22 protein-coding genes are annotated in these 25,056 nt (G+C 59.5%); 11 read left to right on the top strand and 11 right to left on the bottom strand.

Going from position 1 to position 25,056, the window contains the following annotated elements; genetic code table 11:
* Nucleotides 1-91 precede the first annotated feature (91 nt).
* The 4 genes from purB to HUV26_RS03560 are packed head-to-tail and all read left to right on the top strand — an operon-like array spanning nt 92 to nt 4,025.
* Complete coding sequence (gene purB, locus HUV26_RS03575; protein WP_174408735.1) at nt 92-1,384, top strand: adenylosuccinate lyase; 1,293 nt, start codon at nt 92-94, stop codon at nt 1,382-1,384.
* 19 nt (nt 1,385-1,403) lie between these two features.
* Nucleotides 1,404-1,964: an orotate phosphoribosyltransferase gene (pyrE, locus tag HUV26_RS03570; RefSeq protein ID WP_174408734.1), complete on the top strand. Its 561-nt coding sequence runs from the start codon at nt 1,404-1,406 to the stop codon at nt 1,962-1,964.
* 48 nt (nt 1,965-2,012) lie between these two features.
* Entirely contained in the window at nt 2,013-3,326 is a 1,314-nt protein-coding gene (locus HUV26_RS03565; RefSeq protein WP_174408733.1) for a L,D-transpeptidase family protein, read from the top strand.
* Complete coding sequence (locus tag HUV26_RS03560) at nt 3,327-4,025, top strand: hypothetical protein (RefSeq protein WP_174408732.1); 699 nt, start codon at nt 3,327-3,329, stop codon at nt 4,023-4,025. It begins immediately after the preceding gene.
* A 162-nt stretch (nt 4,026-4,187) separates the two neighbouring features.
* Here HUV26_RS03560 and HUV26_RS03555 read toward each other — a convergent pair whose 3' ends face one another.
* The 6 genes from HUV26_RS03555 to HUV26_RS03530 all read right to left on the bottom strand — a co-directional run bounded on the left by HUV26_RS03555 (nt 4,188) and on the right by HUV26_RS03530 (nt 12,134).
* Nucleotides 4,188-4,688, bottom strand: a complete 501-nt coding sequence (locus HUV26_RS03555; protein WP_174408731.1) for an MOSC domain-containing protein — start codon at nt 4,686-4,688, stop codon at nt 4,188-4,190.
* Nucleotides 4,689-4,832: 144 nt separating this feature from the next.
* Entirely contained in the window at nt 4,833-5,684 is an 852-nt protein-coding gene (locus HUV26_RS03550) for a WcbI family polysaccharide biosynthesis putative acetyltransferase (RefSeq protein WP_174408730.1), read from the bottom strand.
* Between the two features lie 48 nt (nt 5,685-5,732).
* A complete protein-coding gene (gene amrB, locus HUV26_RS03545) occupies nt 5,733-6,569 on the bottom strand; it encodes an AmmeMemoRadiSam system protein B (protein WP_174408729.1) in 837 nt (278 codons plus the stop codon).
* A gap of 60 nt (nt 6,570-6,629) precedes the next feature.
* Nucleotides 6,630-10,430 (bottom strand): tetratricopeptide repeat protein, encoded by a 3,801-nt coding sequence (locus HUV26_RS03540; RefSeq protein WP_174408728.1) that lies wholly within the window; start codon nt 10,428-10,430, stop codon nt 6,630-6,632.
* A gap of 115 nt (nt 10,431-10,545) precedes the next feature.
* Nucleotides 10,546-11,577: a sigma-54 interaction domain-containing protein gene (locus tag HUV26_RS03535; protein ID WP_174408727.1), complete on the bottom strand. Its 1,032-nt coding sequence runs from the start codon at nt 11,575-11,577 to the stop codon at nt 10,546-10,548.
* Between the two features lie 179 nt (nt 11,578-11,756).
* Entirely contained in the window at nt 11,757-12,134 is a 378-nt protein-coding gene (locus HUV26_RS03530) for a flagellar basal body protein (RefSeq protein WP_174408726.1), read from the bottom strand.
* Nucleotides 12,135-12,341: 207 nt separating this feature from the next.
* Here HUV26_RS03530 and msrB point away from each other — a divergent pair, with 207 nt between their 5' ends.
* Both msrB and HUV26_RS03520 read left to right on the top strand, forming a co-directional pair.
* On the top strand, nt 12,342-12,887 hold the full coding sequence (msrB, locus tag HUV26_RS03525; RefSeq protein WP_174408725.1) for a peptide-methionine (R)-S-oxide reductase MsrB: 546 nt from the start codon (nt 12,342-12,344) through the stop codon (nt 12,885-12,887).
* 258 nt (nt 12,888-13,145) lie between these two features.
* Nucleotides 13,146-14,105, top strand: coding sequence for a substrate-binding periplasmic protein (locus tag HUV26_RS03520; protein ID WP_174408724.1), 960 nt, complete (start codon nt 13,146-13,148; stop codon nt 14,103-14,105).
* Between the two features lie 51 nt (nt 14,106-14,156).
* Here the strand turns inward: HUV26_RS03520 and HUV26_RS03515 are convergent, their stop codons facing one another.
* The 5 genes from HUV26_RS03515 to HUV26_RS03495 form a co-directional block, all read right to left on the bottom strand.
* A complete protein-coding gene (locus HUV26_RS03515) occupies nt 14,157-14,624 on the bottom strand; it encodes an ArsR/SmtB family transcription factor (protein ID WP_174408723.1) in 468 nt (155 codons plus the stop codon).
* A gap of 19 nt (nt 14,625-14,643) precedes the next feature.
* Nucleotides 14,644-17,118: a PAS domain-containing sensor histidine kinase gene (locus HUV26_RS03510; RefSeq protein WP_174408722.1), complete on the bottom strand. Its 2,475-nt coding sequence runs from the start codon at nt 17,116-17,118 to the stop codon at nt 14,644-14,646.
* A gap of 282 nt (nt 17,119-17,400) precedes the next feature.
* Nucleotides 17,401-17,910, bottom strand: coding sequence for a chemotaxis protein CheW (locus HUV26_RS03505; protein ID WP_174408721.1), 510 nt, complete (start codon nt 17,908-17,910; stop codon nt 17,401-17,403).
* Between the two features lie 161 nt (nt 17,911-18,071).
* Complete coding sequence (locus HUV26_RS03500) at nt 18,072-18,365, bottom strand: hypothetical protein (protein ID WP_174408720.1); 294 nt, start codon at nt 18,363-18,365, stop codon at nt 18,072-18,074.
* Nucleotides 18,366-18,656: 291 nt separating this feature from the next.
* Nucleotides 18,657-19,610, bottom strand: coding sequence for a histidine racemase CntK family protein (locus HUV26_RS03495; RefSeq protein WP_174408719.1), 954 nt, complete (start codon nt 19,608-19,610; stop codon nt 18,657-18,659).
* A 551-nt stretch (nt 19,611-20,161) separates the two neighbouring features.
* Here HUV26_RS03495 and HUV26_RS03490 point away from each other — a divergent pair.
* The 5 genes from HUV26_RS03490 (at nt 20,162) to HUV26_RS03470 (ending at nt 24,993) form a co-directional block, all read left to right on the top strand.
* Nucleotides 20,162-21,322: an ABC transporter substrate-binding protein gene (locus HUV26_RS03490; RefSeq protein WP_174408718.1), complete on the top strand. Its 1,161-nt coding sequence runs from the start codon at nt 20,162-20,164 to the stop codon at nt 21,320-21,322.
* Nucleotides 21,323-21,457: 135 nt separating this feature from the next.
* Nucleotides 21,458-22,378, top strand: coding sequence for a branched-chain amino acid ABC transporter permease (locus HUV26_RS03485; protein ID WP_243451257.1), 921 nt, complete (start codon nt 21,458-21,460; stop codon nt 22,376-22,378).
* Between the two features lie 24 nt (nt 22,379-22,402).
* The gene (locus HUV26_RS03480) at nt 22,403-23,479 is read left to right on the top strand and encodes a branched-chain amino acid ABC transporter permease (RefSeq protein WP_174408716.1); all 1,077 of its coding nucleotides are present in this window, start codon (nt 22,403-22,405) and stop codon (nt 23,477-23,479) included.
* Between the two features lie 12 nt (nt 23,480-23,491).
* Complete coding sequence (locus HUV26_RS03475) at nt 23,492-24,259, top strand: ABC transporter ATP-binding protein (RefSeq protein WP_174408715.1); 768 nt, start codon at nt 23,492-23,494, stop codon at nt 24,257-24,259.
* Nucleotides 24,259-24,993, top strand: a complete 735-nt coding sequence (locus HUV26_RS03470) for an ABC transporter ATP-binding protein (RefSeq protein WP_174408714.1) — start codon at nt 24,259-24,261, stop codon at nt 24,991-24,993. Before HUV26_RS03475 ends, HUV26_RS03470 begins: the two co-directional genes overlap by 1 nt.
* Nucleotides 24,994-25,056 lie beyond the last annotated feature (63 nt).

The following is a 25,056-nucleotide window of genomic DNA, read 5'->3' as shown; positions in this document are numbered from 1 at the left end:
AAGGCGGCCATACGGCTGCCTTTTTTTCACCCGGCAGCGCCGCACTGCGGTGCGCCGCCCGTAACAGAAACACATTCGAGAGTCTGCCAACATGATTGATCGCTACACCCGCCCTGAGATGGGACGGCTCTGGACGCTGGAAAACAAATTCCGCGTCTGGCTGGAAGTGGAACTGGCCGTGTGCGAGGCATGGCACAGGCTGGGCGAAATTGACGCCCGGAGCATGCAGGACATACGCGAAAAGGCCGACTTTGATGTGGACCGCATTCTGGAAATAGAAGAAACCACCCGCCACGATGTCATTGCCTTTCTGACCGCTGTGGAAGAAAAAGTCGGCCCCGCCGCACGCTTCATCCACCTTGGCTGCACCTCTTCAGATATTGTAGACACCGCCAACGGGGTGCTCCTCGTCCGTGCGGGCGAAATCATCTGTGCCGGGTTCGAAAAACTGCTCGCCGCTCTCAAGTCACTGGCCCACGCCCACAAGGGTCGCCTGTGCATGGGGCGCACTCACGGCATCCATGCAGAACCCACCAGCTTCGGCCTGAAGATAGCCGGGTTCTACGCAGAATTTTCCCGCCATTACGAGCGGTTCCGCCATGCTCTGGAAGGCGTCCGCGTAGGCAAAATTTCCGGTGCTGTGGGCACCATGGCCATGATCCCCGCCGAGGTGGAAACCATCACCTGCGAGATTCTGGGCCTGAACGTGGACCCCATCTCCACCCAGATCATCCAGCGCGACCGGCACGCCCACTTCTTTACCTCGCTGGCGCTTGCGGCGGGCGGCGTGGAACGCCTGTGCGTGGAACTGCGTCACCTGCAGCGCACCGAGGTGCTGGAAGCCGAAGAAGGCTTCCGCAAGGGGCAGAAAGGCTCCTCAGCCATGCCGCACAAGAAGAATCCCATCTCTGCGGAAAACATGACCGGCCTGTCGCGCCTCATCCGCACCAACGCCCTTGCCGCCATGGAAAACATGGCCCTGTGGCACGAGCGCGATATCAGCCACTCCTCCGTGGAACGCGTCATCATGCCGGATTCCACCATCCTCATGGATTACATCCTGCACCGCCTCGCGGGTCTCATCGAAAACCTGCGCGTCATTCCGGAGAACATGGACCGCAACCTCATGGGCTCCATGGGCCTCTTTTTCTCGCAGCGTGTCCTGCTCGGACTGGTGGACGCGGGCATGGGCAGGCAGGACGCCTACGTGCTTGTGCAGCGTTGCGCCATGCAGAGCTGGGACACCAAACGCCTGTTCCGCGACATCGTCTGCAACGATGCCGAAATAACGGGCCGCCTCAGCCCGTCCAAGCTTGAAGAAATATTCGACCCAAGCTACTATCTGCGACACGAAGACCTCATATTCAGCCGGGTATTCGGCTAACAGCAATACAGGAATCCGCATGCTGGAACTGAAAAAAAGACTCGCGCGCATCCTTGCCGAAAAATCGTACCGCGAGGGAGATTTCACCCTCGCTTCCGGCAAGAAGAGCGACTACTACTTCGACTGCCGCCAAACGGCGCTGCATCCGGAAGGCTGCTGGCTCATCGGCCAGCTTTTCTTTGACCTGCTCAAAGACAAGGATGTTCACGCCGTGGGCGGCATGACCCTTGGCGCAGACCCGCTGGTCAGTTCTGTTGCCGTCATTTCGCATGAACAGGGCAAGCCCCTTCCGGCGCTCATCGTGCGCAAACAGGCCAAAGGTCACGGAACCGGGCAATATGTGGAAGGGCTGGCCAACGTGTCTCCCGGCCAATCTGTCTACATGCTGGAAGATGTCGTCACCACCGGAGGCTCCGTCATCACCGCCATTGAGCGGATAGAGGCTGCCGGACTCACGGTCACGGGCGTCTGCTGCGTGCTGGACAGGCAGGAAGGGGGGCGCGAGGCGCTCAAGGAAAAGGGCTACGATCTTATATCCATTTTCACCCGCAAAGAGCTGGTGGAATTGTCCAACGCCTAGCACGCGTCCGATACGCTCTCTGCGGAGGGGTATTCCGGCAAGGACTCTATGCGCTCCGTACTCAACGCAACTGCACGTCTTTCCCTGCTGTTTCTCGTTGTCTGCCTGTCCGGTGCCGCATTGGCAGCGCCTGCCGCTTCTGCTGCCCCCTCCTCTCAGGGCGGGTGGCAGGCCCATTTTGATGAGCAGCCCGGCATGCCCCCCATGGTCGTTGCCGTGGATAAGGCACAGCAGCAGCTCTACCTGCTCAGGCATAAAAGCCCTCTGGAAGTCGCGGAGCAGTATCCGTGCACCACAGGGCAGGTGGTCGGCGACAAGCTGGTGGAAGGCGACAAAAAAACGCCGGAAGGCGTCTACTTTGTCGGCCGTTACATCCGCAGCGGGCTGGATTTCGGCATGTACGGCGGCATTGCCTACACCCTGAACTACCCAAATCCCATGGACGTGCTGCGCCGCAAGTCCGGCTACGGCATATGGGTTCACGGACGCGGCCACAAGATCATTCCGCTGGAAACGCAGGGTTGCGTTGCCATGAACAACGACGACCTCATCGCCCTCGGCCCCAAGCTCGTCTCCGGCACTCCGGTGGTGCTTGCCCAAACCGTTGTCACGTCGGAACCGCAGACCACAGAAGAAAAGAAGATTGCCGCCGCGCTGGTCAACATGACGCGGGAATGGGCCATCGCGTGGGGCAACCGCGATGCGGCCATGTTTGAATATTACGACGCCAAGGCCTACACGGCTTCCAATTCGGGCGACTTCAACGACTTCATGGCCACCAAGAACCGGCTCTTCAACTCCCTGCCGTGGATTCTGAACTGGATAGACAACGTGCATGTGCTGCAAGGGCCGGATTACTGGGTCACGTGGTTCAAGCAGTACTACCGCGCGCCCAATCTCACCGTGCAGGGGCACCGCCGTCTTTACTGGCACAAGAACGGCGAAGGCAACCTGCTCATCGCAGGCATGGAATGGGAACGCGCAGACCTGAATCTGGAAGAAGCGTTTCTGCAAGCCCGCAGGCCCGATATACTCAAGTTTATAGAAGACTGGCGCATCGCATGGGAATCTGCTAACCTTGCCAAGTATGCCGACTGTTTCACCCGCACTGCCAAACAGGGAAACCGTGTCGGGATGGAAGCCATACGCGACCACAAGGTCGGCCTCTGGAAGTCAGCCCGTCCCCAAAAAGTTCGCTTTTCAGACTTTTCCCTCTCTGTGGGGCCTGACGGCCTGACCGTGGAGATGAAGCAGAACTACAGCAGCAGCGACGGATTCAGCGATACGGGCATCAAGACACTGGTACTCCGCCCTCATGGCGACACATGGCGCATCGAACGCGAAGACTGGAGAGCCTTGTAGATGAGTGAAAAATACAGCGTATTGTTCATGCGCGACGATACGAGGGTACACCGGTTCAGAATCAGCCCGCTGTGGCTCAAGCTCCTCATCTGGATGCAGGGCATACTGGTTCTGGTCGCTTCACTCGGATTTTACGCGGGCTACACCTACTGGCACAGAAACGAATCGCTGCAGACAGAGCGCATCAATCTGGAGCGGGAGCTGCGCGAAATGCAGGTACATCTGGAACGGTTGGAAAACGTCGAACAGATTCTTCAGTCCAATGACCCGGAAGATTTGCAGGTTCTGCTCGGCACAATGAGCGTGGAAGATTCGTCCAAGGAAAAAAGCACGCTGGACCTCGGCGCCCTGCTGGCAACGGAAGACAGCCAGCTTGTCAGCATAGAGAACATCGCTCTCAAGGAAACCGACAGTTCCACCTTAAGCCTCTCCTTCGACCTGAACAATCTGGACACCACCAAAAGCGTGGACGGCGAAGCCCTCATCAGTCTGGTCACGCGCGACGGGCAACTCGTTTCCGTTAGCGCAGACAGCAAGGACCTCAAGTTCCTCATCTCCCGCTTCAAAAAGGTGGTGGCTGCCCTCCCCATGCCGGAAAACACAACCCTGAAGGATGTCTACGCCCTGCGTATCGTCATCAATTCTGGCGGCAAGACCGTTCTCAGGGACGTACTGCCCGTGGAATCCATCCTCCAGTAATCTCCTGCCCTCCGTGGCTCACCGCACGCCGGGCACGCCGGGCACGTCGGGTACAACAGACAAACGGGCTGTGAACGCAAGCATGCATTCGCCAGCCCGGCTGCCGGACGCTCTCTGATTACCGCCCGGACTCTCTGAAGATTCTCTGAAAAAACCGATTCGTTACGCATCCGCTGCACGGGCAGGCACCACGCGCAGCACATCCCCGGCACGCAGAACACCCCCCGCAAGCACCCGTACAAATATCCCCTGTGTAGGCATAATGCAGTACCCCACGGTCTTGTGAATATTGCACTTGCTGTGACACTTCTTGCCTATCTGCGTAATCTCCATCCGCACGCCGTTATCCGCGCACAGCAGCGTTCCCAGAGGCAACTCGGCAAGGGGCAGCCCGCGCACCAGCAGGTTCTCGGCAAAATCCCCGTCCGCCAGCGTGGGCATCTTGCGCCGCATCACGTCCACCCCCTCCACGCCCAGCAGGCTCACCTGCCTGCCGGACCCGGCGTGCACGTCACCTTCTATGCCGTAATCCTCGCGCAGCGTAACCGAATCTACGGGCGTCTTGCGCTCTCCGGTCTTCTGGCTCACGCACACGGCAACAATGGTGCCCTGATCCGCTGCCGCAAACGCCGTATTCTCACGCCCCGTATGTATTTCCTGCATCCATGTTCTCCTTTGGCTCCGTGGTTCCAATGAAACCGCAGTATGCCCCATCCCGGAAATCCTGACAACATCAGTCGGACTTGCTGCCGAATCCGCACAGCCGTCCGGCACGCATACTCCATATTGGCGCGGATACGCTCAAAATCATCCGTTGGCGGGGGAGAAGACTGAAGGGTCCACAAGATGCAGAAACCCTGCAAAATCATGGATGCCGTGCATGCGGCAATGCACATAGAGCGCTACGTATTCCTCGTAGGTGCGCAAGGTGCCGAATACATTGAACTGCGCGCCCTCTCCACCAAAGGCAAACCCGTGAAAGGCCGCCACCTGCGGGTGAATGGGCAGTTCAAACTCCGGATACGGGTCTGAAAAGGCGCTCTCCAGCACCGCCGGAAGCGGGGCAAACCCCAGCACCGCCAGCATTCCCTGCGCCACATGCAGCACGAGCCGCCGGTTGGGATGATTAATGGTGTTAAAGAGCCGTTCCGTGCAACAATGTTCCAGCACAAGGTCCACGGTCTGCACCGGGCAGCCTTCTTCCTTTCGCCGTTCATGCGCCACGGATTCCGCAAACATGGCGGCAAGGTCAAACTTGGCGGTCAGGTCCGTACGCAGGCAGACATGCAATATCTCCCGCATCTCAAGCCCCATGTCCACCAGATGGTCAAGAAAGAAATCACCGAAGTCCATGGAACTCCGGTTCGTCCAGAAAGGCCAGTACCCTTTGAACAGCAGGTTGGGAATGGGCAGGCAGGTCGCGCGCGGGTTCACCCGCTCCAGCAGCGCGCGCGATGCATGGTCGTCCCACTTGTCGCCCAGCGGCTGATAGAGAAACAGTGAACACGATTCCAGCTGTCCCTGCGGAATAGTTTCGCGCAGGTAGTTGGTGTACTTCACCACTTCGAACCGGCTGCCGAACTGCGGGTGCAGCATGAGCAGGGCGCGCAAGGGGTCGCCCTGACAGTTGGCGTGGATGATGCAAAGTTCCTTGGGCATGGGCAATGGAGTATCGCGGCCGGTGGTTCCCATCAAGACGAAAATGCCCTACGGCGCAGACACAATGGCTCCGGCATAGCCCACCACGCGCTCCATGTCGCCGCTTGTCTCGCCGGAGGTGGCATAGTCCACCAACTCCGCCCGCACCGCTCCCAGCAGCCGGCAGGCTACAAGCGCCGCCGTCATGGGGAACAGGCCGCACATACTTATGCCGTGCGCGCGCACCGTTTCGTACAGCCCTTCCGGGTCCAGACTCCGCACCATGGAAAGCGCCAGATGATCCAGCCTGCGGGCCTCTTCATGTGGCACGTAGTGGCTCATGTCCGTGCTCACCACCATGCTCACGGCACCCTCCGGCATTTCGCGTATGCACCGGGCAAGGGCCGCGCCGCAACGGGCCAGCACCTCCGGTGAAGGCGAGGCAACAGCCACGGGAACAATCCGCAGACCAGGCCTGCATTCCTGCAGAAAAGGCAGCACCACTTCCAGTGAATGCTCATGCACATGCGCCGCGGTATCCAGCGCAAATACCGGGTCTGTCTTCACCAGCCGTGAAACAAATGCCGTATCCACCGCCACCGCTCCGAGCGGGGTATGCCACTCGCCTCCCGGCCATACGGCCACGGGCAACCCTCTTCCGGTGTGATTGGGGCCGAGCATTACTACGATTTCGCCCAAATTGGCCCGTCCGAGCGTCTTGCCCGCCACAATCCCGGAGTAGACATAGCCCGCGTGGGGCACCATGGCGAGCAGGGTGTGCCGTGCCTCGGCGGGTTCTCCGGCGGTAAGATAGGCCAGCACCTGCCCCCGCAGTTCCGACGGATTCGCCGTGTAGAACTGTCCCGCCACCACAGGGCGGCGCGCAACGGATAATCCCTGCGACATACCTCCACCTCCCGTAGAACGGTTGTGCGGCAATGCGTCCTTAAAAAGTCCCTCAGCAGGTTACAATCGTCCGGTGGGCGAGAACTGCGATGCCCCCTCCGTAAGGTCATAGGTCCGCAGTTCCGAAGCCGCCATGCGCCCGTACAGGGAGTTCGGGCTCTGGTCGCGCAGCTGCGTCATGATAGACCGCCATTTATCCAGCTCCGCGTTCTTTCTGAATAATCCGGCAATGCGATACTGCAGCCCCGGATAATCCGGGTCGGAAGGAGCCACCCGCGCGGCGTATTCCTGCGCCCAGTCCAGCGATTCCCGTATCCGCATGGTCCGTTCGGTAATATCCATCAACGATCCCAGCAGGTCCTTGATTTTCTGTTCATCGGCCTTGGCGGGGTCGCGCTTGGCCAGTTCCCGGAATCCTGCCAACGCCTGCTTGGCCTGATTGTAGGCGGTTTCCCAGTCGGCCTTACGCTCCGCCTCACGGCTGAGGAAATACAGCGTATAGGCCTCCTTCTCTCTGGGCATGTCCTTCTCGTCGGTCAGCTTGGCCCACATGGGGCTTGCCTTGTCATGCTCACCCAGATTCTCGTGCGCAAGCGCAAGGGCATACCCTAACTGGCGCTGGCTTTCGGAGTTCAACTCCCACTGCTCTATGCGCCGTGCAAGGGCCACTATGTCTGCCCAGCGTTCGTTGTCCAGATAGACGCTCAGGGCAAGGTTCAGCGCCATTTCAGAATACTCGGGCACCTTCAGCCCTTGGAAGAAGGGATCTATCACTTCCAGCGCCTTGGAAGGCTGCTCCTTCTTCCAGTAAGAAAGGCCCAGTGCCACGCGGCTTTCCGGCGCAAGCTCCGTATCCTGCCCCCGCACAATGGGGAACTGGTCCCAGGTGTGGAGAATACGCTCGTAGTTGCCTTCCTTAATATTATCAGCCACCAGCACGTTAAACGCCTTCAGGGCCACTTCCTTCACCCTGTCGGTAAGCTCGTGGCCGGGATGCTGCTGCACAAAGGAAGAAGCCGTGGCGAGCGCGTCCGGATACTCCTTGTTCCACAGATACCATATGGCCTTCTTCAGATGCGCAAGGGGCGCCAGCGCACTCTCCGGATGCTCGTCCATGATGCGCGAATAAATCTGCAGGGGCCGCAAGTTGTAGGGCCTGTCAAACACGGAGAACATATCGGCAATGTTGGGGCTGTCATACACCCCCTCTTCCGCCAGACGCATAAACGAGATAAGCCCGCCGTCCCGCTCCGGGAACTTGCGCGCGGCTTCTTCATACACCTCGCGCGCCGCATCCACTTCCTTCTGTTCCAGATACAGGTCGCCCAGACGCGCCAGAACCATGTCCGCGTCATCGCCGTCCGGGTCAATGTTGTAATACGTCCAGTAGGTTATGCGGGCCTTTTCAAATTCCTTCATGCGGTAGGCCACGTCCCCCATCTGGCTGAGGAAGGGCGGATACTCCACGTAGAACCGCGGCCAGCGCTTTTCCACGTAATCCACAATCTGATAGGCCTGTTCATAAAAGCCCAGACTGTAGAGCGCCCGCGCCAGCCCCACCCCGGCCTCGCGCACAAACTGCGAATCCGGAAAATTCTGCACCACGTGCTGGTAGTTGTCTGCGGCCTTCTGCCACTCCCCCTTATTGAAGTAATGGTCACCCCAATAATAGTAGGTCATGGGAATGAGGTCGCTGTTCGGATGATTGCTGCGCAGAATGTTGAAGTAGGCCTCCGCTTCGCGGGTATTGCCTATCTTCATGTTCGTCAGCCCTATGCGCAGCAGGTGCCCCGGCACAGATGGCCCCTTCAGGTCAAAGTTCATGGCCTCGGTGCTGGATTGAATAATCTTCTCGTAATTGGCCAGCAGGTCGTCCTTGCCCATGGCATAGGTGGCATCGGCAATACCGTTGAGCACCTCGGACCGCTGCTCGTCGGTAAGATTGCGCATGGCCTTCAAGGCCGCAAACTGCTCCAGGGCCGATGCGCCCTCGCCGTTGTTCAGCGCGGCCTGTGCCCGGAATATAAGATCCTTGGGATCCGGCGGGGGCGGAACAGGATTGCCTTCCTTGTCCACATACACCACTTTGGGTGCAGGCGGTTCAGGCACGTTGCTCACCACCTGCTGCAATTGCTGCGGTGCCACAGTCTCCGCCACAGGCGCGGGCGGTGGTGGGGGTGCAATGGCAGGCTCGCCTTCCAAATTTGACTTCAACGTGGGGTACTCGGGCAGGGGCGGTGCCTGATTGCTGACCACAAACCGGGATGCTTCGCCCTCACCCTGCCCGCTGGACGCAGGCTGCGCGGGAGCGACTTCCGTCACGGGCTGTAACGCGGGCATGGCCGGAGCCTGCGCCTGTCCCGGAGCTTGTCCCGAAACCGCATCGGCACTCTGCACGGGTGCCTGTGCCGCAGCAGTCTCGGCAGCACCGGGCATCTCCGCTCCGCGACCGGAAGCGGCGGAAACACCGTCGGCAGCGCGCCGCAGCGTCACCACCTCGCCGGGTGCAGCCACACGGGACCGAACGGCGTACCCGTTCTCCGCCCCTTCCACAGGAATCTCGGTTCTGCCGCCGGCTTCAGGGCGGGATTCTGCCTCTACAGCAGCCGCTGGCATCTGTCCGGGCATGGGGGCGGATGCTGGAGCAACCTGCTGCTGCACCTGCCTTTCAGCCTGCTCTGCCCTTTCTGCCTGTTCTGCCCGTTCTGGCTGTTCCGGCTGTTTCCCCAGTTCAGCCCCTTCCTGCGCAGCAGCCGCCTCCGTGCGCCCGCGCTGTTCAGCCGCACGTGCCTGCTGCTCTATCCGTTCGCGCTCCGTCCGCTCCCGCTCTTCCCTGTCTCGGGCTTCACGTTCAGCGGCAGACATGGCACTCCTGTCCCCGCCGCCATTCAGACCGGAACCGTTAAAGGAAGCTGCTCCCCCGGATGCAGGCGGCAGGTCCGCCAGCACAGGGGCAGAAACAGGCGCACGCACCGGCTCGTCCCACGCTTCCGGACCTCCCCGGTTTATGCGCGACCGGAACGTATACGGCACGGAAAAATATGACCGCTCGGAAGTGCCTTCAGCCCGCACGCCCTGCTCATCAGGCGTGCCTCCGGCACCGGGCATGCCTGCTGCTCTATCCGGTACTGTGCCCGGTAATGGAGAGGAACCGTTGCCCGGCAGTGCCGCGGGATCTGAAATGGATGCCTCAAACAGAGGGGGCGGAAGAGCGGGTGCCAACGACCGTGTACCCGGCTTCTCCAGTCGCGGAGGCGGAGAAGGTGCGGCAGGTGCGGCAGAAACAGCGGCAGGAGTTGCCGCCTTCTGTGCCTGAATCTGGGCCTTAACAGGGGCAGAGGCATTGCCGGAAGCACCGGTCGTAGTCTGTGCCTGTGCGGCTGGCTTTGCCGCAGGCGTGGTGCTGTTCTTCGGTGCGGCAGAGGCAGCCGGGGGCTTCCATCGCGCGCCAATGGGGTCGGGGAACAGGTCCACTACTATCTTGTTACCGCTGACAGTCGTAGAAATATAGCCGAACGCAGCCGTGCGTGTGGGAATGGTGACAGTACGCCCTTTTCCGCTGGGACGCCCCAGCAGTTTCGCGCCGCCCAGAGCGCGAGTGCCCGGTTCCTGACGCAGCGCCCCGGCATTCACCGCTGTGCCGCCCGCCTGCGCAGGCAGCGTAAGTGTGAGCGTCTGCCTTCCCGTGCGCTCCAGACCATAGCTCTCCACAGGCCCGTCAAGCACCACCACCAGACGTTCCTTGTCCGGATGGGTGCCCCAGTACCATGTAAGGGCTACGCAGGGTATGGCACTCCAAAGCCAGATCCCGCATGCCGCCAGAAGAGTCCAGAAGGCTCTGGATGCGACGATACGACTCACGCCGGAACCTTTGCAAATAACATGCAAAACACACATTACCCCGGCAGGCCGTGCCGGTATTCCCTGCCCGCGATACGCAACATTCGCCACGCGGCAGCATGCCGGAAAAAGAACGCTACATTTCACCCAGATTTTTCTTTTTCAGCTTCTCGATTAGGGTTGTGCGCTTCACGCCAAGAATCTCCGCCGCCTGATTCTTCACCCCGTCCGCTTTTTCAAGGGCTTCAAGCAGCAGTTTTTCTTCCGCCATATCCAGAAACTCCTTCAGCCCCATGCCGTGCTCCCGCAAATGCTCAATGCGTGGCCACACAAAGCCCTGCTGCGCGGATGCCGCTGCCGCAGGAGCCGTCGGTTCCGGCAGAGAGACGATATCGCCCACGTCTTCCAGAATCTTGGCGGGCAGGTCTGCAGGCTCCACCACGTTGCCGTCGCAGAGTATGCTCAGGCGCTCCATAAAGTTTTCCAGTTCCCGCACGTTTCCGGGCCACCTGTAGGCGTTGAGCACCTTGCGCGTATCTTCCGTCAGGCTGAGCAACGGACGGCTTCTGCGCTGGCAGAATTTCTCCAGAAAATGCGCGGCAAGCACCAGTATGTCTCCGCCCCGGTCTCGCAGGGCAGGCAGGTGCAGCGGAATGACGTTCAGGCGGTAGAACAGGTCCTCGCGGAACCTTCCCGCCTTCACCTCCCCTTCCAGATCACGGTTGGTGGCAGCCACAATACGCACGTCCACCTTCTTCACGCAGGTGCCCCCCACCCGCTCGATTTCCTTTTCCTGCAGCACGCGCAGAATCTTTACCTGCAACGTCAGATCCATCTCCCCGATTTCATCCAGAAAAATGGTACCGCCGTCCGCCAGTTCAAATCGCCCTGGGCGCGTCCGTATGGCGTGGGTAAAGGCCCCCTTCTCATGGCCGAAGAGTTCCGACTCCAGCAGTTCCTTGGGAATGGCCCCGCAGTTTATGGGCACAAAAGGGGCATTATGGCGCAGGCTGTTTCCGTGCAGTGCCCGGACAAGAAGCTCCTTGCCGGTACCGGATTCCCCGGTAACAAGCACGGTGGTATCGGTGGGGGCAACCTTGGCGAGAATACGGAAGACTTCCTGAAGAGATGTAGACTGGCCGATGATGCCGCTGACATTGAGGTCCATTTTGCCTCCGGTGCGCAATGCCTTCCGGCATCCGGGTCAATGCCGGATGCGGTCAGGTTCAATCAGTATGCACTCATGACTGTCAAGATTATGACGCAAAGTCAACCGATATATGCTAAATCCCAAAAAAAGAGGCCGCGAATGCTCGCGGCCTCTGTGTCTTTCCCTGTCCCGTCAGGCTAGGCAATCTCGTCAATGAAGCTGCCGAGCAACTCCACCTGCGTCTGAATGGACTTCACATTTGCGGCGTACGCATTCTCGTCCCGTATCATGTTCAGCGTTTCCCGCACATACTCCGTGTTGGACCCCTCCACCACGTCGCGCAGCGCCGGGTCACCCTCCGCCTGCACGGAAAGATCGGGATAGTGCATCACCGGTCCCGGCGTCTCGTTCACGTGTATCTGCGCCACAGACACGCCCAGCCCTTCCGGCCCGGTTTCCAGCCGTACATCAGACGATTTAAATCCGTCCGTGTTGGCATTGGCCAGATTATTGGCCGTAACCTGCTGGCTTATGGCAAAGGCGTCCAGCGCACTGAGATTAGCGTCTACCCGCATGGCAATACCTCATGCACACAATATAGCACAGAACGGCGTGTTGTCACCTCCGGTGCTTACTCCAAATATTATCAGTAACTATTATTGACTGCTTGCAGGCGATGATTACTCATTGTCAATGGGAGGCACAACCACAGACTACAGGCTCGTGCCGCGCCCTTGGCCGGTTTCAATCACGTCTTTGTCCGCCCTGCAAGAGAGGACACCATGAAATTTACCAATTTGCTGAGAACCCTACTGCCATGTGCGGGCTTGCTTCTGTTCGCTGCCACCGGGGACGCGACAGCGGGGGGCTCTTGGCAAAACTTTACCAAACCGGATGAACAGACCCTGCGGCAAAGGCTCACCCCCGAGCAGTTTCATGTCACGCAGCAAGACGGCACCGAGCCGCCATTCAGAAATGCCCATGCAGACAACCACCGGCAAGGAATCTATGTAGACGTGGTTTCGGGAGAACCCCTCTTCAGTTCCGAGCACAAGTACGATTCGGGAACAGGCTGGCCCAGCTTCTGGCAGCCCCTCGAACCGGAAAATATCGTGCAGCACGAAGACAGAAAGCTCTTCGTCACCCGCACGGAAGTCCGCAGCCGTCACGCCGATTCGCACCTCGGCCACGTGTTCACGGACGGCCCGCCCCCCACAGGGCTGCGCTACTGCATGAACTCTGCGGCGTTGCGCTTCATCCCTGCGGAAGAACTGGAACAGCAAGGATACGGACAGTACTCGGCTTTATTCAAAACATCTGAAAACTGATGCAACAAGGCCGCTATGCACCGCACACACCTCCAGTGCGTTCATATGGCCCTGACGGGCGGAACGTAACAATTCCGCCCGTTTTTTCTTATAGTGCCCGGAGCGGGCAACGCGCTCAGAGCCCGCGTTAGAAATTGTCTCGTTGACGCGCAAACCGGCTCTTCCTATTTTGGTCAGACCAAACCACACGTGTCCCCATACCTTGGCCGTCCGCACGCACCGGGCCGAAGGTGAAATACTCCAGACAGAGAGAACAGCATGCGCTACCCCTCACTCCTCCGGTGCAAACCGCCAAACTCCCCCCGCGGCCCCGCTGCGGCCTCTCCTGTGCTGCTCTCCCCCCGCCACTCTTTTGCCGTGCTGTGCGTTGCGCTCATCTTTCTCGCCATGCCGCCCTCAGTCTCCTCCCTTGCGGCGCAGGAACCACAGCCGACGCAAAAAGCCGTTCTGCGCATCGGTTACGCAGTGCTGCCCCCCCATGTGCTGCCCGCCCCTGCGGACAATCCGCAAGCCCCGCCGTCCGGTGCCGCCGTGGATTTTTTCCTGAACCACATCGCACCACGCATGAACGTGCAGCCTGAATTCGTAGGTCCGTTCCCGCTCGCCCGCCTGCTGTACGACTTTGACCGACGGCAACTGGACGCCGTGATCATGCTCATCCGCTCGCCGGAGCGGGAAAAACGCTTCGCCTTTCCCTCTCTGCCCTTCTGGAAAATGAGCGGCGCGCTGGCATTGCGCAACGAACACCCCCTGCTCAGCGTCCATTCCCTCACACAACTGGAAGGCATGCGCATCGGCTACACGCGCGATGCATGGCTTCCGGCTTTTTTCACCAACAGTTCCGTGCATTTCGATTTCGCTTCAGGGCCGGATGCCTCACTGCTCAGCTTGCAAAAACTGGCCAACGGCAGGGTAGACGCCGTGTTCGGGCCGGACCGCTGCTGGTTGGAATGCGCCCTTATCACACGCGGCCTTACGGACTCCGTGCGTCTGGTAGACCTGCCCGACTCATCCGGTGCCCTGTACACGGCATTCCGCAAATCCATTCCCCGGTCCATTCTCGCCAGCTACGAGTCTGCCCTTCAGGAAGCCCAGGGGCATGTAAACTACGCAGACCTCAAGGACCGCGCCATGGAGCAGTTTCTCGGCACGACCCCAAAGGTTTATCCCCATGTGCACCACGCAGAAACAGAATCAGCCCCGCCTGCGCAAAACTGAACACTCCTTCCTTGCGGCCTGTCGCAGCCCTTCTCTGTGGGAAAAAAGAAATCAGCGGTTTTCGCGGATATGCTCCAGAGCCTGCCCCAGCAGACTGGTCACATGCTCATCGTCCAGCGAATAAAAAACGTTTTTGCCTTCCCTGCGGTAGCGGACCAGTTTCACGGCTCTAAGATACCGCAACTGATGCGAAACGGCAGACTGCGTCATGCCGATGATGGATGTCAGATCGCACACACACAGTTCATGGGCGGCAAGGGCCAGCAGCATCCGCACCCTTGTGCCGTCACCAAGGGCTTTGAACAGTTCGGCAAGGGCGGTCACATCCCCGTCATGGGGCATGGCGCGCCGCACATGCTCTATGGCCTCCACGTGCTCGCACAGGGTCTGGCACACAGGGCTGGCATCGGGCACTCCCGCCGCAGCTGCCGTGCCCCGTCTACGCGCCCCGGCTTTGCCCGGGGAATCAACAGAATTAACAGAACTGGCAGAACCAGTTGAATCGGGAAAATCACTCATATCCGGCACTTCATGCTCCTTACGGCAGAAAATCGTCGTTCCCGCACCCGTTCCACGTCCGCAGCGGCACAACGGCCCGCACCTGCGTACCCCTGCCCTTTTCAGAAGCAATATGCAACTGCCCTTCCACCAGTTCCAGCCGCTCGCGCATGCTGTCCAGCCCTATGCCCGCAGGCGGCGTCTCTCCCGGCTCAAACCCCACCCCGTTGTCGTATACGGCAAGGCAGCAATACGCCTCCTCGCGCGTCAGCGAAACACTCAGGGCATCCGCGCCGCTGTGCCGGGCGGCATTGGCAAGAGCCTCCTGCGCCACGCGGAAAAGTGCCGACTTCTGCCGCTCGTCCAGACAGGCTTCATCCAAATCCAGCCACAGCCGGAACCCTATATCCGGATGCATCACGCAAAACTCGTCCTGCAGCCAACGCATGGCGGAAAGCAACCCCAGATCATCCAGCACCGTGGGCCGCAAATCCATAATGATGCGCCGCAATTCGGTTATGGCCCCCTGCAGCAAAGAAACCACCTTGCGCATCCCCGTGGTGTCCCACGGCATCCCCTTCCGGTCCATGGCCCGCAGCTCCGCCTCCACCATGAACTTTATGCCGGAAAGTGTCTGCGCGGTGCTGTCGTGCAGTTCACGGCCAATGCGCTTGCGTTCATCCTCCTGCGCAGAAAGTACCCGCCCGGAAAGCCAGCGCATACGCTCCTCAGACTTCTTACGCGCCGTCACATCCTTGCTGTACAAGGCCACCCCGGCCACCTGCCCCTGCACGTCAAACACCGGGTAATAGGTCACATCCCACACCCCCTCGCCCAGCGCCAGTTCATCGCGCACGGGTCTGCCGCGAGAGAGCACCTCGCGGAACATGCGGCGGTGCGCCGCGCTTTCCCCTTCCGCCATGCACTTGAACAGCACCCTTCCCGTCAGCTTTTTCTCACAGCCGTTCAGGGCGTTCGCCGCAGCCGTGTTCAGCGTGATGATGCGCCCGCGCATGTCCAGCAGCATGGCGGAATCTCCCAGCGCGTTCATAAGTGCCGTCAGGTGGTTGCGCTGCTCCACCACCTGCCGTTCGGCGTCCTTGCGTTCGGAAATGTCGTGAACAATGGAAAAGACGGTCCTGCGCCCTTTGTCCTGTATGGTGCCCGCATAGACTTCCACGTCCATCAGGGTTCCGTCCACACGCCGGTGCTTGCTCTCAAAAAAGGCCGTCCCCTCCTTCATAAGCCGGCTGGTCCGCTCGTCAATTTCCTGAACGGGCGAAAGCGAAATGTCATGCAACGATAATTTCAGCATCTCTTCGCGGGAATACCCGTAAAAACGCAGCGCAGCGTCATTGGCTTCCACCACAGCTCTGGTTTCCGCGTCCACGAGCAGCTTGATGGCCTGATTGGCAAAGAACAATCCCCTGAAACGGGCCTCGTTCTCCTCCAGCTTCTTCTGCACCTCCAGCCGCTCCATTGCCTCTCGCACCAGCCTGCCGTTCAGTTCCGCCAGAGCCACCGTGCGCTCCTTGACCCGCTCCTCCAGTTCGCTGTGCGCCTGTTCCAGCGCAAGCTGGCTGACCTTTCTGTCCGTCACGTCCGTGGCGATATTCAGGGCATATACCGTTCCTCCGGGCATATGCAGGGGGGTGGTCACCGTGTCGTACCAACGATAGGTGCCCAGCGCGTCATCAATATCCTGCTCCCGCCGTACGGTCTCCCCGCTAAGACACACGCGCTCTGCGGCATCTCCCACCAGCACCCATGCGGGCGACCCGGAACAAAACACCTCTTCCAGCGGAGCGTCTTCCGCAAAGCCGAAAAGCGATGTAAACGCCCTGTTCACCAGCAGCGGTGCACCCTGCGCGTCGTATACGGAAATAAAACTGGGGTCCGTGTCCAGTACAAGCCGGAAAAACTCCCGCTCCTGCCGCAACGCCTCTTCCGCCCGCATACGCTGGTGCATCTGCACATGCAGCGCCGCCGTCCGCGCGGCAATGCGCTCCTCCAGCACCCTGTGCGCCTGCAGCAGCAGGTGCCGGGCGTGGTCGCGCTCCGTTATGTCAAACAACCCCAGAAAAAAAACGGCCTTGCCAAACAGTTGCGCGGGCATGGCCCGACACTCCAGCAGACGGCTTCCCTGCTCTTCCGTAAGAGCCAGCCCCTCCCCGGTGCTCACGGCAAACTCAAGCACCTTGCGGCACGGGTGCCCTGTGGGCAGCCTTTCGGAAAGAACAAGTTCTCCCAGCGCCCCTCCTTCCGGCATCTCTCCCAGCAGCATCTGCATCCCCGGCGTGTTCGCATGGAGCACCCGCCCGGCGTCGTCGGTCACCATAAAAATGTCGCCCGCCGTCTCCACCGCCCCCCATACCACCGATGCAGGCCTGAATCCCCTCGCCAGCCGCCCTTCCAGCTCGGCGTTGCGCAGCCGCAACCGCTCCACTTCACGGCGCAGCGCCTCCACCTCGGTTTCGTGGAGCATTTCAACGTCGGCGGGAACAATATCTTTCATCAAGGCTCCATCCCTGTCCTGCATACCCCGTATCAGTCTTTCCTTGGTCACACCGCCCGCGCGGCGGTCCGGCGACGCGTTCAGCCGGGCACGTCCCTGCCATCATGCCTGTCCGGCAGATCCGACGGTTCCGGCCAGTCCGGCAAGCCCGGCAGCTACTCCGTGATACACGCTTCCCCCGCACCGGACAAGACCGGCAAACAAAACCCCGCAACCTTGCGGCGCGGGGCAGAAAAATACAGAACAGGGCAAAAACAATCGGATGGGGCATGCCCCGTTACATCAGGCGCGCGCCTCTTCCGGCGCAGTGGCACCCACAGGAGCGGGCGCGGTGGCGGAAACCTCGGCCAGTTCCTCGGCAGAGAAAATTCTGTTCACGTCCAGAATGATGACAAAATGTTCACCCTGCCTGCCCATGCCCCTGATGAAGTCCGACTTTATGGCAGTGCCCATGCGGGGCGGGGCTTCAATGGTATCCTGCCCCATTTCGAACACTTCGCGCACAGAATCCACCAGCGTGCCTATTATGGTGGTATCTCCCCCCATCTCCACCTCAACGATGATAATGCAGGTGTTCACGGTGTCGGAAACAGGCGGCATACCGAACTTACGACGCAGCTCCAGAACCGGCACGGCATGACCGCGCAGGTTAATGACCCCACGCATGTAGGGCGGCGTTCTGGGAATACGGGTTATGGACGCAAGCTCCAGAACTTCGCGCACGGAACTGATATCCAGCGCGAAAATCTCCTCAGCAAGGGAAAAGGTCAAATACTGGTTATTCTCGTTCATGATCCGTCCCTCCTCGGTATGGAACCGCATAACGATGCCAACGTCTCACCACAACCCGGCACAAACGCAGCACAAACGCTCCGCGCAACAAGCCTCTTCAGGTGTACCGTATCACTGTTGCGTGGCAACCACTGCTCTGTCCAGTATAATTTCACGCCTGCTCAGGCTACGGAAAATTCTTCCGCCATGGCCCGCATCCGGTCACGGTCCGGGCATGCAAGCAACTCCTGCAACCGCTCGTAGGGCAGCAGGTTGGTATCGTATTCCACGGTCAGATTGCGGGTAAAAATATTCAGGCGTGTCTTGCGTATGGCAGGCCAACTGGCCGCTCCGGATATGCCGGATGCCTTGGGATGACGGCGTATACCAAGATCCACCTTAAGCACAAGCGTACCCGGCACATGACGCTCAACAGAAAGAAACTCCCACAAATCAACAAGAAGGGTCAAATCCATGCGTGTGTCTGTCCAATACGGTTATGGAAAAATTTATGTCTACGGCATCCGCGTCATGAATGCCGCCGTCTGTACAACTATACTATACACCTATATTATTGATGCAGCCCGTCCATTCCCTGCACTGCACGTGCAGGCGGCACATACCGGCACACCCTACCCGCATCCGCCCCGGGGCACAAGGGCAACCACGCGGCCACATGTCTGCCAAGTATCTGGCAAGTATCTGCCTCCTCTCTGGCAGCTCGTCGGCAGCCGGATACTCCGCCCTGCTCCCCGCAGCAGCCCGGCTCAAACGGAATACAGAAACGCCTCACCCCGCGCCACAAGCCGCACAGGCCCGCCAATCCACGCCTGTCCGAACCTGTCCGGTCCGGCCAGCGTCACGGCGGCGCGTATACACTGCCCGCTCGGCTGGCGCACATCGCGCACAAACGGCTCACCGCTCCTTCCGGCCACAAGCAGCCCCAGTGCCACCGTGCCGGACCCGCACCCCGTCTCGTAATGGGTAGAACCGGTTTCGCGCACCCATACCACAGGGTCAATTCTCCAACTGTCGCCATGGCGCGCATACCATACACACCCCGCCGCCGCCTCGCCCTCCAGCCCAAGACGCCTGCGCAACCCGCCGCACACCTCTCCCTGTTCCAGCGGCGTAGGCAAGGGATGCTTCTGCGCGTCCAGCATCACATGGGTTATTCCCTGCAAACGCACAACATCCATTCCCTGCTCCACCGCATGCAGGCACTCCCCCACCATGTCCGGTACCGTCAGCCGTACAGAGGCATCCAGACACGCCGCTGCGCGCCTCGGTGTCCCGTCTGCGCCGCCGCACGCACCTTTTTCCGGCACGGATGACCCCTGGCTGCCCCCCACAGTCTTGCCCGCCCCGCTTCCCGTGCAGGTTCGCACCCGCACCTGTACAGGCGTGTGCGCGCCTGAAATGGCGACCATGCCTTCGCATTCCCCGCGAGTGTCACAATACTCCAGTGCGGGATGCCCCTCCATTGCCAGCAACGCGGCAAAGGAACGGGCGGCGTTCCCGCAAAACTCCCCTCCCATCATCTCCAGTCGCGGCAACTCCGCGCCCATATCCGCAAACCCCACCTGTTCCGCTCCCAGATGCAGCGGATGCATCAACTCGTTGGCCATACGTGCCCGTTCGGCTATGGGCGGCGCGGGTATGGAAAGCAGAATGGTGGTATTGCCACCGGGGCTCAGCTTGGCAAAGGGCACGTTCAGCATGGCTGAAAACTCCTGTCGCTCCCGGGCATACCGGAGCGCATCACGGATTGTTCGCTGGATCAAAACGCCATTTCACTCAGCCTGTTGTAGCCAACCCGGACCAAACGGACAACCTCAATTTCCATTCGCGCCGGATACAACGTGCCTTGGTGCGGAAAACATCTCTTTTTCCAAATTATCTGCGCAAAAACACAATTGTAACAACAAGACATGAAGACATCGACAAACGCTTGCAAAACAGCCTGTCAAGCACCTTTTTGATTCACGAAATTGTTTAAAGGATAATAATTCAGACAGATAGGTTAGAATTGATCAATCAATCATTTCCTGGGAATGGAAGAAACACCCTTGAACATGACCATGCAACCGTCCGAATTAATGAGGTTTTTTAGTGTACAAATTTGTTATTTTGCAACTAGCTGTTTTTAAAGACTATTGACAAAAAGCGCAATTCGCGAAAAAGTGGTTGCAAGTGTCGCTGCTTCGGGTAGTGTACATCGCACTGGGAAACAACTTTTTTTGACCATTTCACCATGTTGAGGAGGCTATCCATGAGGAAATTCCTGTTTGCAGCCCTGTTCGTGCTGCTTTTCGCCGCTCCCGCTCTTGCGGCAGAAACCATCAAAATCGGCTTCAACCTCCCCCTGACGGGCGACATCCCCAAAGTGGGCGAAGCATCCAAGTTTGCCGCTGAAATGCTGAAGGAAGACATCAACGGCGCAGGCGGTCTGGAAGTAGGCGGTCAGAAGTACATGCTCGAGTTCGTGTACGAAGACAACGAATCCAAGGCCGAATCTGCGGTGAACGTTGCCCTCAAGCTCATCGAGCGCGACCGCGTTGTGGCCATTGTCGGCCCCAACTCCTCCAAGCAGGCCGTTCCTGCAGGCGGCACCTGCGATGACAACGAAACCCCGATGATCTCCCCGTGGTCCACCAACCCCGACGCCACCTTCGACCGTCCCTGGGTGTTCCGCGCCGCCTTCCTTGACCCCTTCCAGGGTCCCGTGGCCGTGAACTTCTCCGCAAAGACCTTCGGCGCAAAGACCGCAGCCGTTATCTTTGACGTCTCCAACGACTACTCCAAGGGTCTGGCAGAGATCTTCAAGAAAGAATGGGAAGCCAAGATGGGTGCCAAGAGCGTTGTGGCATTCGAATCCCACGGCACCAAGGATCAGGACTTCTCCGCCCAGCTTTCCACCATCATCCGTGGCAACCCCGACTTCATCTTCATCCCCAACAACTACAATCAGGTTGCCCTGATCGTGAAGCAGGCCCGTCAGCTCGGCTACAAGGGCCCCTTCATGGGTTCCGATGCATGGGGCTCCGCTGAACTCATGACCCTGTGCGGCAACGACTGCGTGGGCCAGTACTTCTCCACCCACTACGCTGCTGCCGGTGCCACCGGTGCCACCAAGGAGTTCATCGACCGCTACTCCGCCAAATACGGCTACACCCCGGACGACGTTGCCGCCCTCACCTGGGACGCAACCCGCATCGTGCTGCAAGCCATCCAGAATCACGGCAAGGTGGAATCCGACACCCGCGCCATGCGCAAGTCCATCCGCGACGCCATGGCCGCCATCACCACCTTTGAAGGCATCACCGGCTCCATGAAGTTTGACGAGCAGGGCGACCCCATCAAGTGCGCCGTGGTCGTCAAGATCAGCCCTGAAGGTCAGTTCGAATACACAGAATCCGTCTGCCCTGAATAATCGCTCCCGCACATGAACAAGGCGGCGGGTTCGGCCCGCCGCCTTTTTTCCACACCGCAACAACGCCAACCATCAAACCGACAGCACAGCGGCAGCCCGGCGGCATGCTGTCGAGGAGGGTCTCCCCCGGTGGATCTGCTACAGAGCATCCTGCAATACATAATCAACTCGTTGCAGTGGGGCAGCTTCTACGCCCTTATCGCCATTGGTTACACGCTGGTATACGGGGTACTGCTGCTCATCAACTTTGCCCATGGCGACGTTTTCATGGTCGGTGCGTACATCGCGTTCTTCATTTCTTCACTGCTTCTGGCTGAGTTCAGCGGCTTCCTTTCCGGCTGGACACTCGTAGCCATGGCTATCCCGCTTACCATGATTCTCACCGCCTGCGTGGGGGTTACGCTGGAACGGGTTGCCTACCGCCCCTTACGGCGCAAAGGGGCGCACCGTCTCTACGTGGTCATCACGGCCCTCATGTGCGGCCTCATCCTCGAAAACGGCAACCTCGCCCTTCTGGGTGCCAGCCGCAAGAAATTTCCGGACATCGTGGACACCGTGGTCATCAATCTGGGCGGGGTGGTTACCATCACCAACCTCAAGCTCATGGTCATCATAACCGCCGTGCTCACCTTCCTGCTGCTGAACTGGATAGTGACCAAAACCAAAATAGGCATGGCCATGCGGGCGGTTTCCTTCGACAAATTTGCCGTTCCGCTCATGGGCATTCCGCTGAACACGGTCATCGTGTTCACCTTTGTTCTCGGCTCCGGCTTTGCTGGGCTTGCAGGCATGCTGTTCGCCATGTCCTACCCCATTCTGGAACCCTACATGGGCGCGCTCATAGGCTGGAAGGCCTTCATCGCAGCCGTGGTGGGCGGCATAGGCGACATACGCGGTGCCTTCATCGGGGGCTTCCTGCTGGCCTTCATCGAGATAGGCGTGGCCTCCGTGCTGCCCTCCTCCTACAGGGACCTCTTCGCCTTCTCCATCCTGCTGATGATTCTGTGGGTCAAACCCACCGGACTCTTCGGCGTGGCAAAGACCACCAAAATCTAGCAAACCGAATCCCGGGAAATTCCGATGCAGAAACACACCTTCACCATCGCGCTCTTCCTGGCCTGCCTCGGTTTGGTAGGCGCAGCGCAGTTCAATGTCCTTGACCAGTACATCCTCACGGTCATCATGTTTATCGGGATAAACATTATCCTCTCTTCCAGCCTTAACATCGTAAACGGCTACATGGGCGAATTCGCCTGCGGACACGCCGGGTTCATGTGCGTGGGGGCCTACATATCCTCAGTGCTCTCCGTGGTGCTCTTCACGCGTGACCGCGTGTTCGGCGATGCATGGTTCCCGCCGGAATTCGCATGGATAGGCTTTCCCGTCGTCATCCTCATCGGGGCGGCGGTCGCTGCGCTGGCGGGGCTCATCGTGGCGCTGCCCTCGTTCAAAACACGCGGCGACTACCTTGCCATCATCACCATCGCCGCCAACTACATGGTTATCTCCGTCATAGAGAACATGGACGCCATAGGCGGCCCGCGCGGCTTTCAGGGCATGAAGCGCGTGGTAAACTCCATGCACGACGTGGTGAACATTCCGTGGATGCTCATCTGGATCATCATCGGCACCATCTTCTCCGTGTGGCTCATCCGCCGATTCGTCTCCTCCACCTACGGCAAGGGCATCATCGCCATCAATCAGGATGAGGTGGCCGCCAACATCATGGGCGTGAACACAGACAAGATGAAAATCGCGGCATTCATGCTCTCCGCAGGCCTTGCCGGACTTGCAGGCGGTCTCTTCGCCCACGTTTACGGCTACGTTAACCCGCAGTCGTTCAACATCATGAAGTCCACGGAATGTCTGGTCATGGTCTACCTCGGCGGCATGGGCTCTCTGAGCGGGTCAGTGCTCAGCGCCATCCTCTTCACCCTGCTCATCGAATCGCTGCGGTTCATCATCCCCGGTGTGGACACCCTGCTGCACTCGCTGGGCATCGTACCGGACAGCTACGAGATTTCGCAGGTCTGGAAGTGGGTCATCATTCCGATGATCCTGTTCTTCCTCATGCAGTTCCGGCCGGAAGGCATCATGGGGAACAGGGAACTGCCGGACATCTTCCCCAAACTGCGCAAATACTACAGCTTCAAGTAGGGGTAGATGACCATGGCACTGCTCGAAATCAAAAATCTGACCCAACGATTCGGCGGCCTGCAAGCCGTCTCCGACTTCAACATCAATATTGAAGAAGGCCAGCTTCTCGCGCTCATCGGCCCCAACGGCGCGGGCAAGACCACCGTGTTCAACCTCACCTCCGGGTTCTACCAGCCCACAGAAGGCTCCATAACCTTCAACGGGCAGAACACGGCAGGGCTTAAGCCGCATCAGGTCACCAAGCTCGGCATCGCCCGCACCTTCCAGAATATCCGCCTGTGGCACGACATGACTGTGCTGGATAATATCCGCATCGCCCAGCACTACCAGATGGGCTACAGCGTGTGGGACGCCTTCCTGCGTACCAAACGCTACGCAAACCGCGAACGCTCCATAGATACGGTGGCGTGGGAAATGCTGGAGGCCATGAGCCTCAAGGAATATGCGGATGAGCGGCCCAAAAACCTTCCTTACGGCATGCAGCGCCGTGTGGAGATAGCCCGCGCCATGTCCATCCGGCCCAAGCTTCTGCTGCTGGACGAACCCGCGGCAGGACTCAACTCCGTAGACGTGGAAGGCCTCATCAAGCTCATCCGCTGGATACATGACGAGTTCGACATCACCATCTGGATGATCGAACACCAGATGAAGGTGGTCATGACCCTGTGCGAACACATCAAGGTCATCGACTTCGGTTCCACCATCGCCGATGGTACCCCGGAAGAAATCCAGTCCAATCCGGTGGTTATCAAGGCCTACCTGGGAGACGATACAATCTGATGCTGCTATCCATAGAAAACCTCTTCGTAAAATACGGCAACATAGAAGCGCTGCACGGCATCAGCTTCCATGTGGATCAGGGCGAAATAGTTACGCTTATCGGTGCCAACGGCGCGGGAAAATCCACCACGCTCAACACCATCATGCGGCTGCCCCCGCCAGAGGCACCCCGCGTCACAGCGGGCGACATCAAGTATCGCGGGCAGTCCATCCTCACTGTGGAACCGCACGATGTGGTGGCCAAGCTCAATCTGGCCCTCGCACCGGAAGGCCGCCGCATCTTCGGCAACCTCACGGTCATGGAAAACCTGACACTGGCCACCTATGCCCGCAAGAACGACCCTGCCTCGGAAATTCAGCGCGACCTCAGCCGCATTTTCGATCTGTTTCCCCGTCTGGCGGAACGCAAGAACCAGCGCAGCGAATCCCTCTCCGGCGGCGAACAGCAGATGCTCGCCGTGGGACGCGCGCTCATGACCAAGTGCGAAGTGCTCCTGCTGGACGAACCGTCCATGGGCCTTGCCCCGCTGCTCATGTACGAGATGTTCCGCACGCTCAAGCAGATCAATCAGGAAGACGGCCTCACCATCGTGGTGGTGGAGCAGAACGCCAAGGTGGCCCTCAGCCTCGCACACCGGGGCTACGTGCTGGATACCGGCGAAATCGTGGCCTCCGGCCCTGCGGAAAAGCTTGCCAACGACCCGGAAGTCAAAAAAGCCTATCTGGGCGGCTAATCACCCCGCCCCCAAAGCGCATACAGCAACGCACACAACGCCCCGCGGCTTCCTGCCCGGGGC

It is taken from the genome of Desulfovibrio psychrotolerans (assembly GCF_013340305.1).
Lineage (GTDB): Bacteria > Desulfobacterota > Desulfovibrionia > Desulfovibrionales > Desulfovibrionaceae > Halodesulfovibrio > Halodesulfovibrio psychrotolerans.
Note: the sequence above shows the minus strand (reverse complement) of the source record. Positions and strands in the feature narration are given on the sequence as shown.

Coding starts and splice junctions, on each gene's coding strand:
- HUV26_RS03565 (WP_174408733.1), top strand. CDS start 2,013: ATGCGCTCCGTACTCAACGCAACTGCACGTCTTTCCCTGCTGTTTCTC.
- purB (WP_174408735.1), top strand. CDS start 92: ATGATTGATCGCTACACCCGCCCTGAGATGGGACGGCTCTGGACGCTG.
- HUV26_RS03470 (WP_174408714.1), top strand. CDS start 24,259: ATGCTGCTATCCATAGAAAACCTCTTCGTAAAATACGGCAACATAGAA.
- HUV26_RS03515 (WP_174408723.1), bottom strand. CDS start 14,624: ATGAGTGATTTTCCCGATTCAACTGGTTCTGCCAGTTCTGTTAATTCT.
- HUV26_RS03475 (WP_174408715.1), top strand. CDS start 23,492: ATGGCACTGCTCGAAATCAAAAATCTGACCCAACGATTCGGCGGCCTG.
- HUV26_RS03500 (WP_174408720.1), bottom strand. CDS start 18,365: ATGGATTTGACCCTTCTTGTTGATTTGTGGGAGTTTCTTTCTGTTGAG.
- HUV26_RS03480 (WP_174408716.1), top strand. CDS start 22,403: ATGCAGAAACACACCTTCACCATCGCGCTCTTCCTGGCCTGCCTCGGT.
- amrB (WP_174408729.1), bottom strand. CDS start 6,569: ATGTCGCAGGGATTATCCGTTGCGCGCCGCCCTGTGGTGGCGGGACAG.
- msrB (WP_174408725.1), top strand. CDS start 12,342: ATGAAATTTACCAATTTGCTGAGAACCCTACTGCCATGTGCGGGCTTG.
- HUV26_RS03555 (WP_174408731.1), bottom strand. CDS start 4,688: ATGCAGGAAATACATACGGGGCGTGAGAATACGGCGTTTGCGGCAGCG.
- HUV26_RS03520 (WP_174408724.1), top strand. CDS start 13,146: ATGCGCTACCCCTCACTCCTCCGGTGCAAACCGCCAAACTCCCCCCGC.
- HUV26_RS03495 (WP_174408719.1), bottom strand. CDS start 19,610: ATGCTGAACGTGCCCTTTGCCAAGCTGAGCCCCGGTGGCAATACCACC.
- HUV26_RS03490 (WP_174408718.1), top strand. CDS start 20,162: ATGAGGAAATTCCTGTTTGCAGCCCTGTTCGTGCTGCTTTTCGCCGCT.
- HUV26_RS03530 (WP_174408726.1), bottom strand. CDS start 12,134: ATGCGGGTAGACGCTAATCTCAGTGCGCTGGACGCCTTTGCCATAAGC.
- HUV26_RS03505 (WP_174408721.1), bottom strand. CDS start 17,910: ATGAACGAGAATAACCAGTATTTGACCTTTTCCCTTGCTGAGGAGATT.
- HUV26_RS03535 (WP_174408727.1), bottom strand. CDS start 11,577: ATGGACCTCAATGTCAGCGGCATCATCGGCCAGTCTACATCTCTTCAG.
- HUV26_RS03550 (WP_174408730.1), bottom strand. CDS start 5,684: ATGCCCAAGGAACTTTGCATCATCCACGCCAACTGTCAGGGCGACCCC.
- HUV26_RS03560 (WP_174408732.1), top strand. CDS start 3,327: ATGAGTGAAAAATACAGCGTATTGTTCATGCGCGACGATACGAGGGTA.
- pyrE (WP_174408734.1), top strand. CDS start 1,404: ATGCTGGAACTGAAAAAAAGACTCGCGCGCATCCTTGCCGAAAAATCG.
- HUV26_RS03510 (WP_174408722.1), bottom strand. CDS start 17,118: ATGAAAGATATTGTTCCCGCCGACGTTGAAATGCTCCACGAAACCGAG.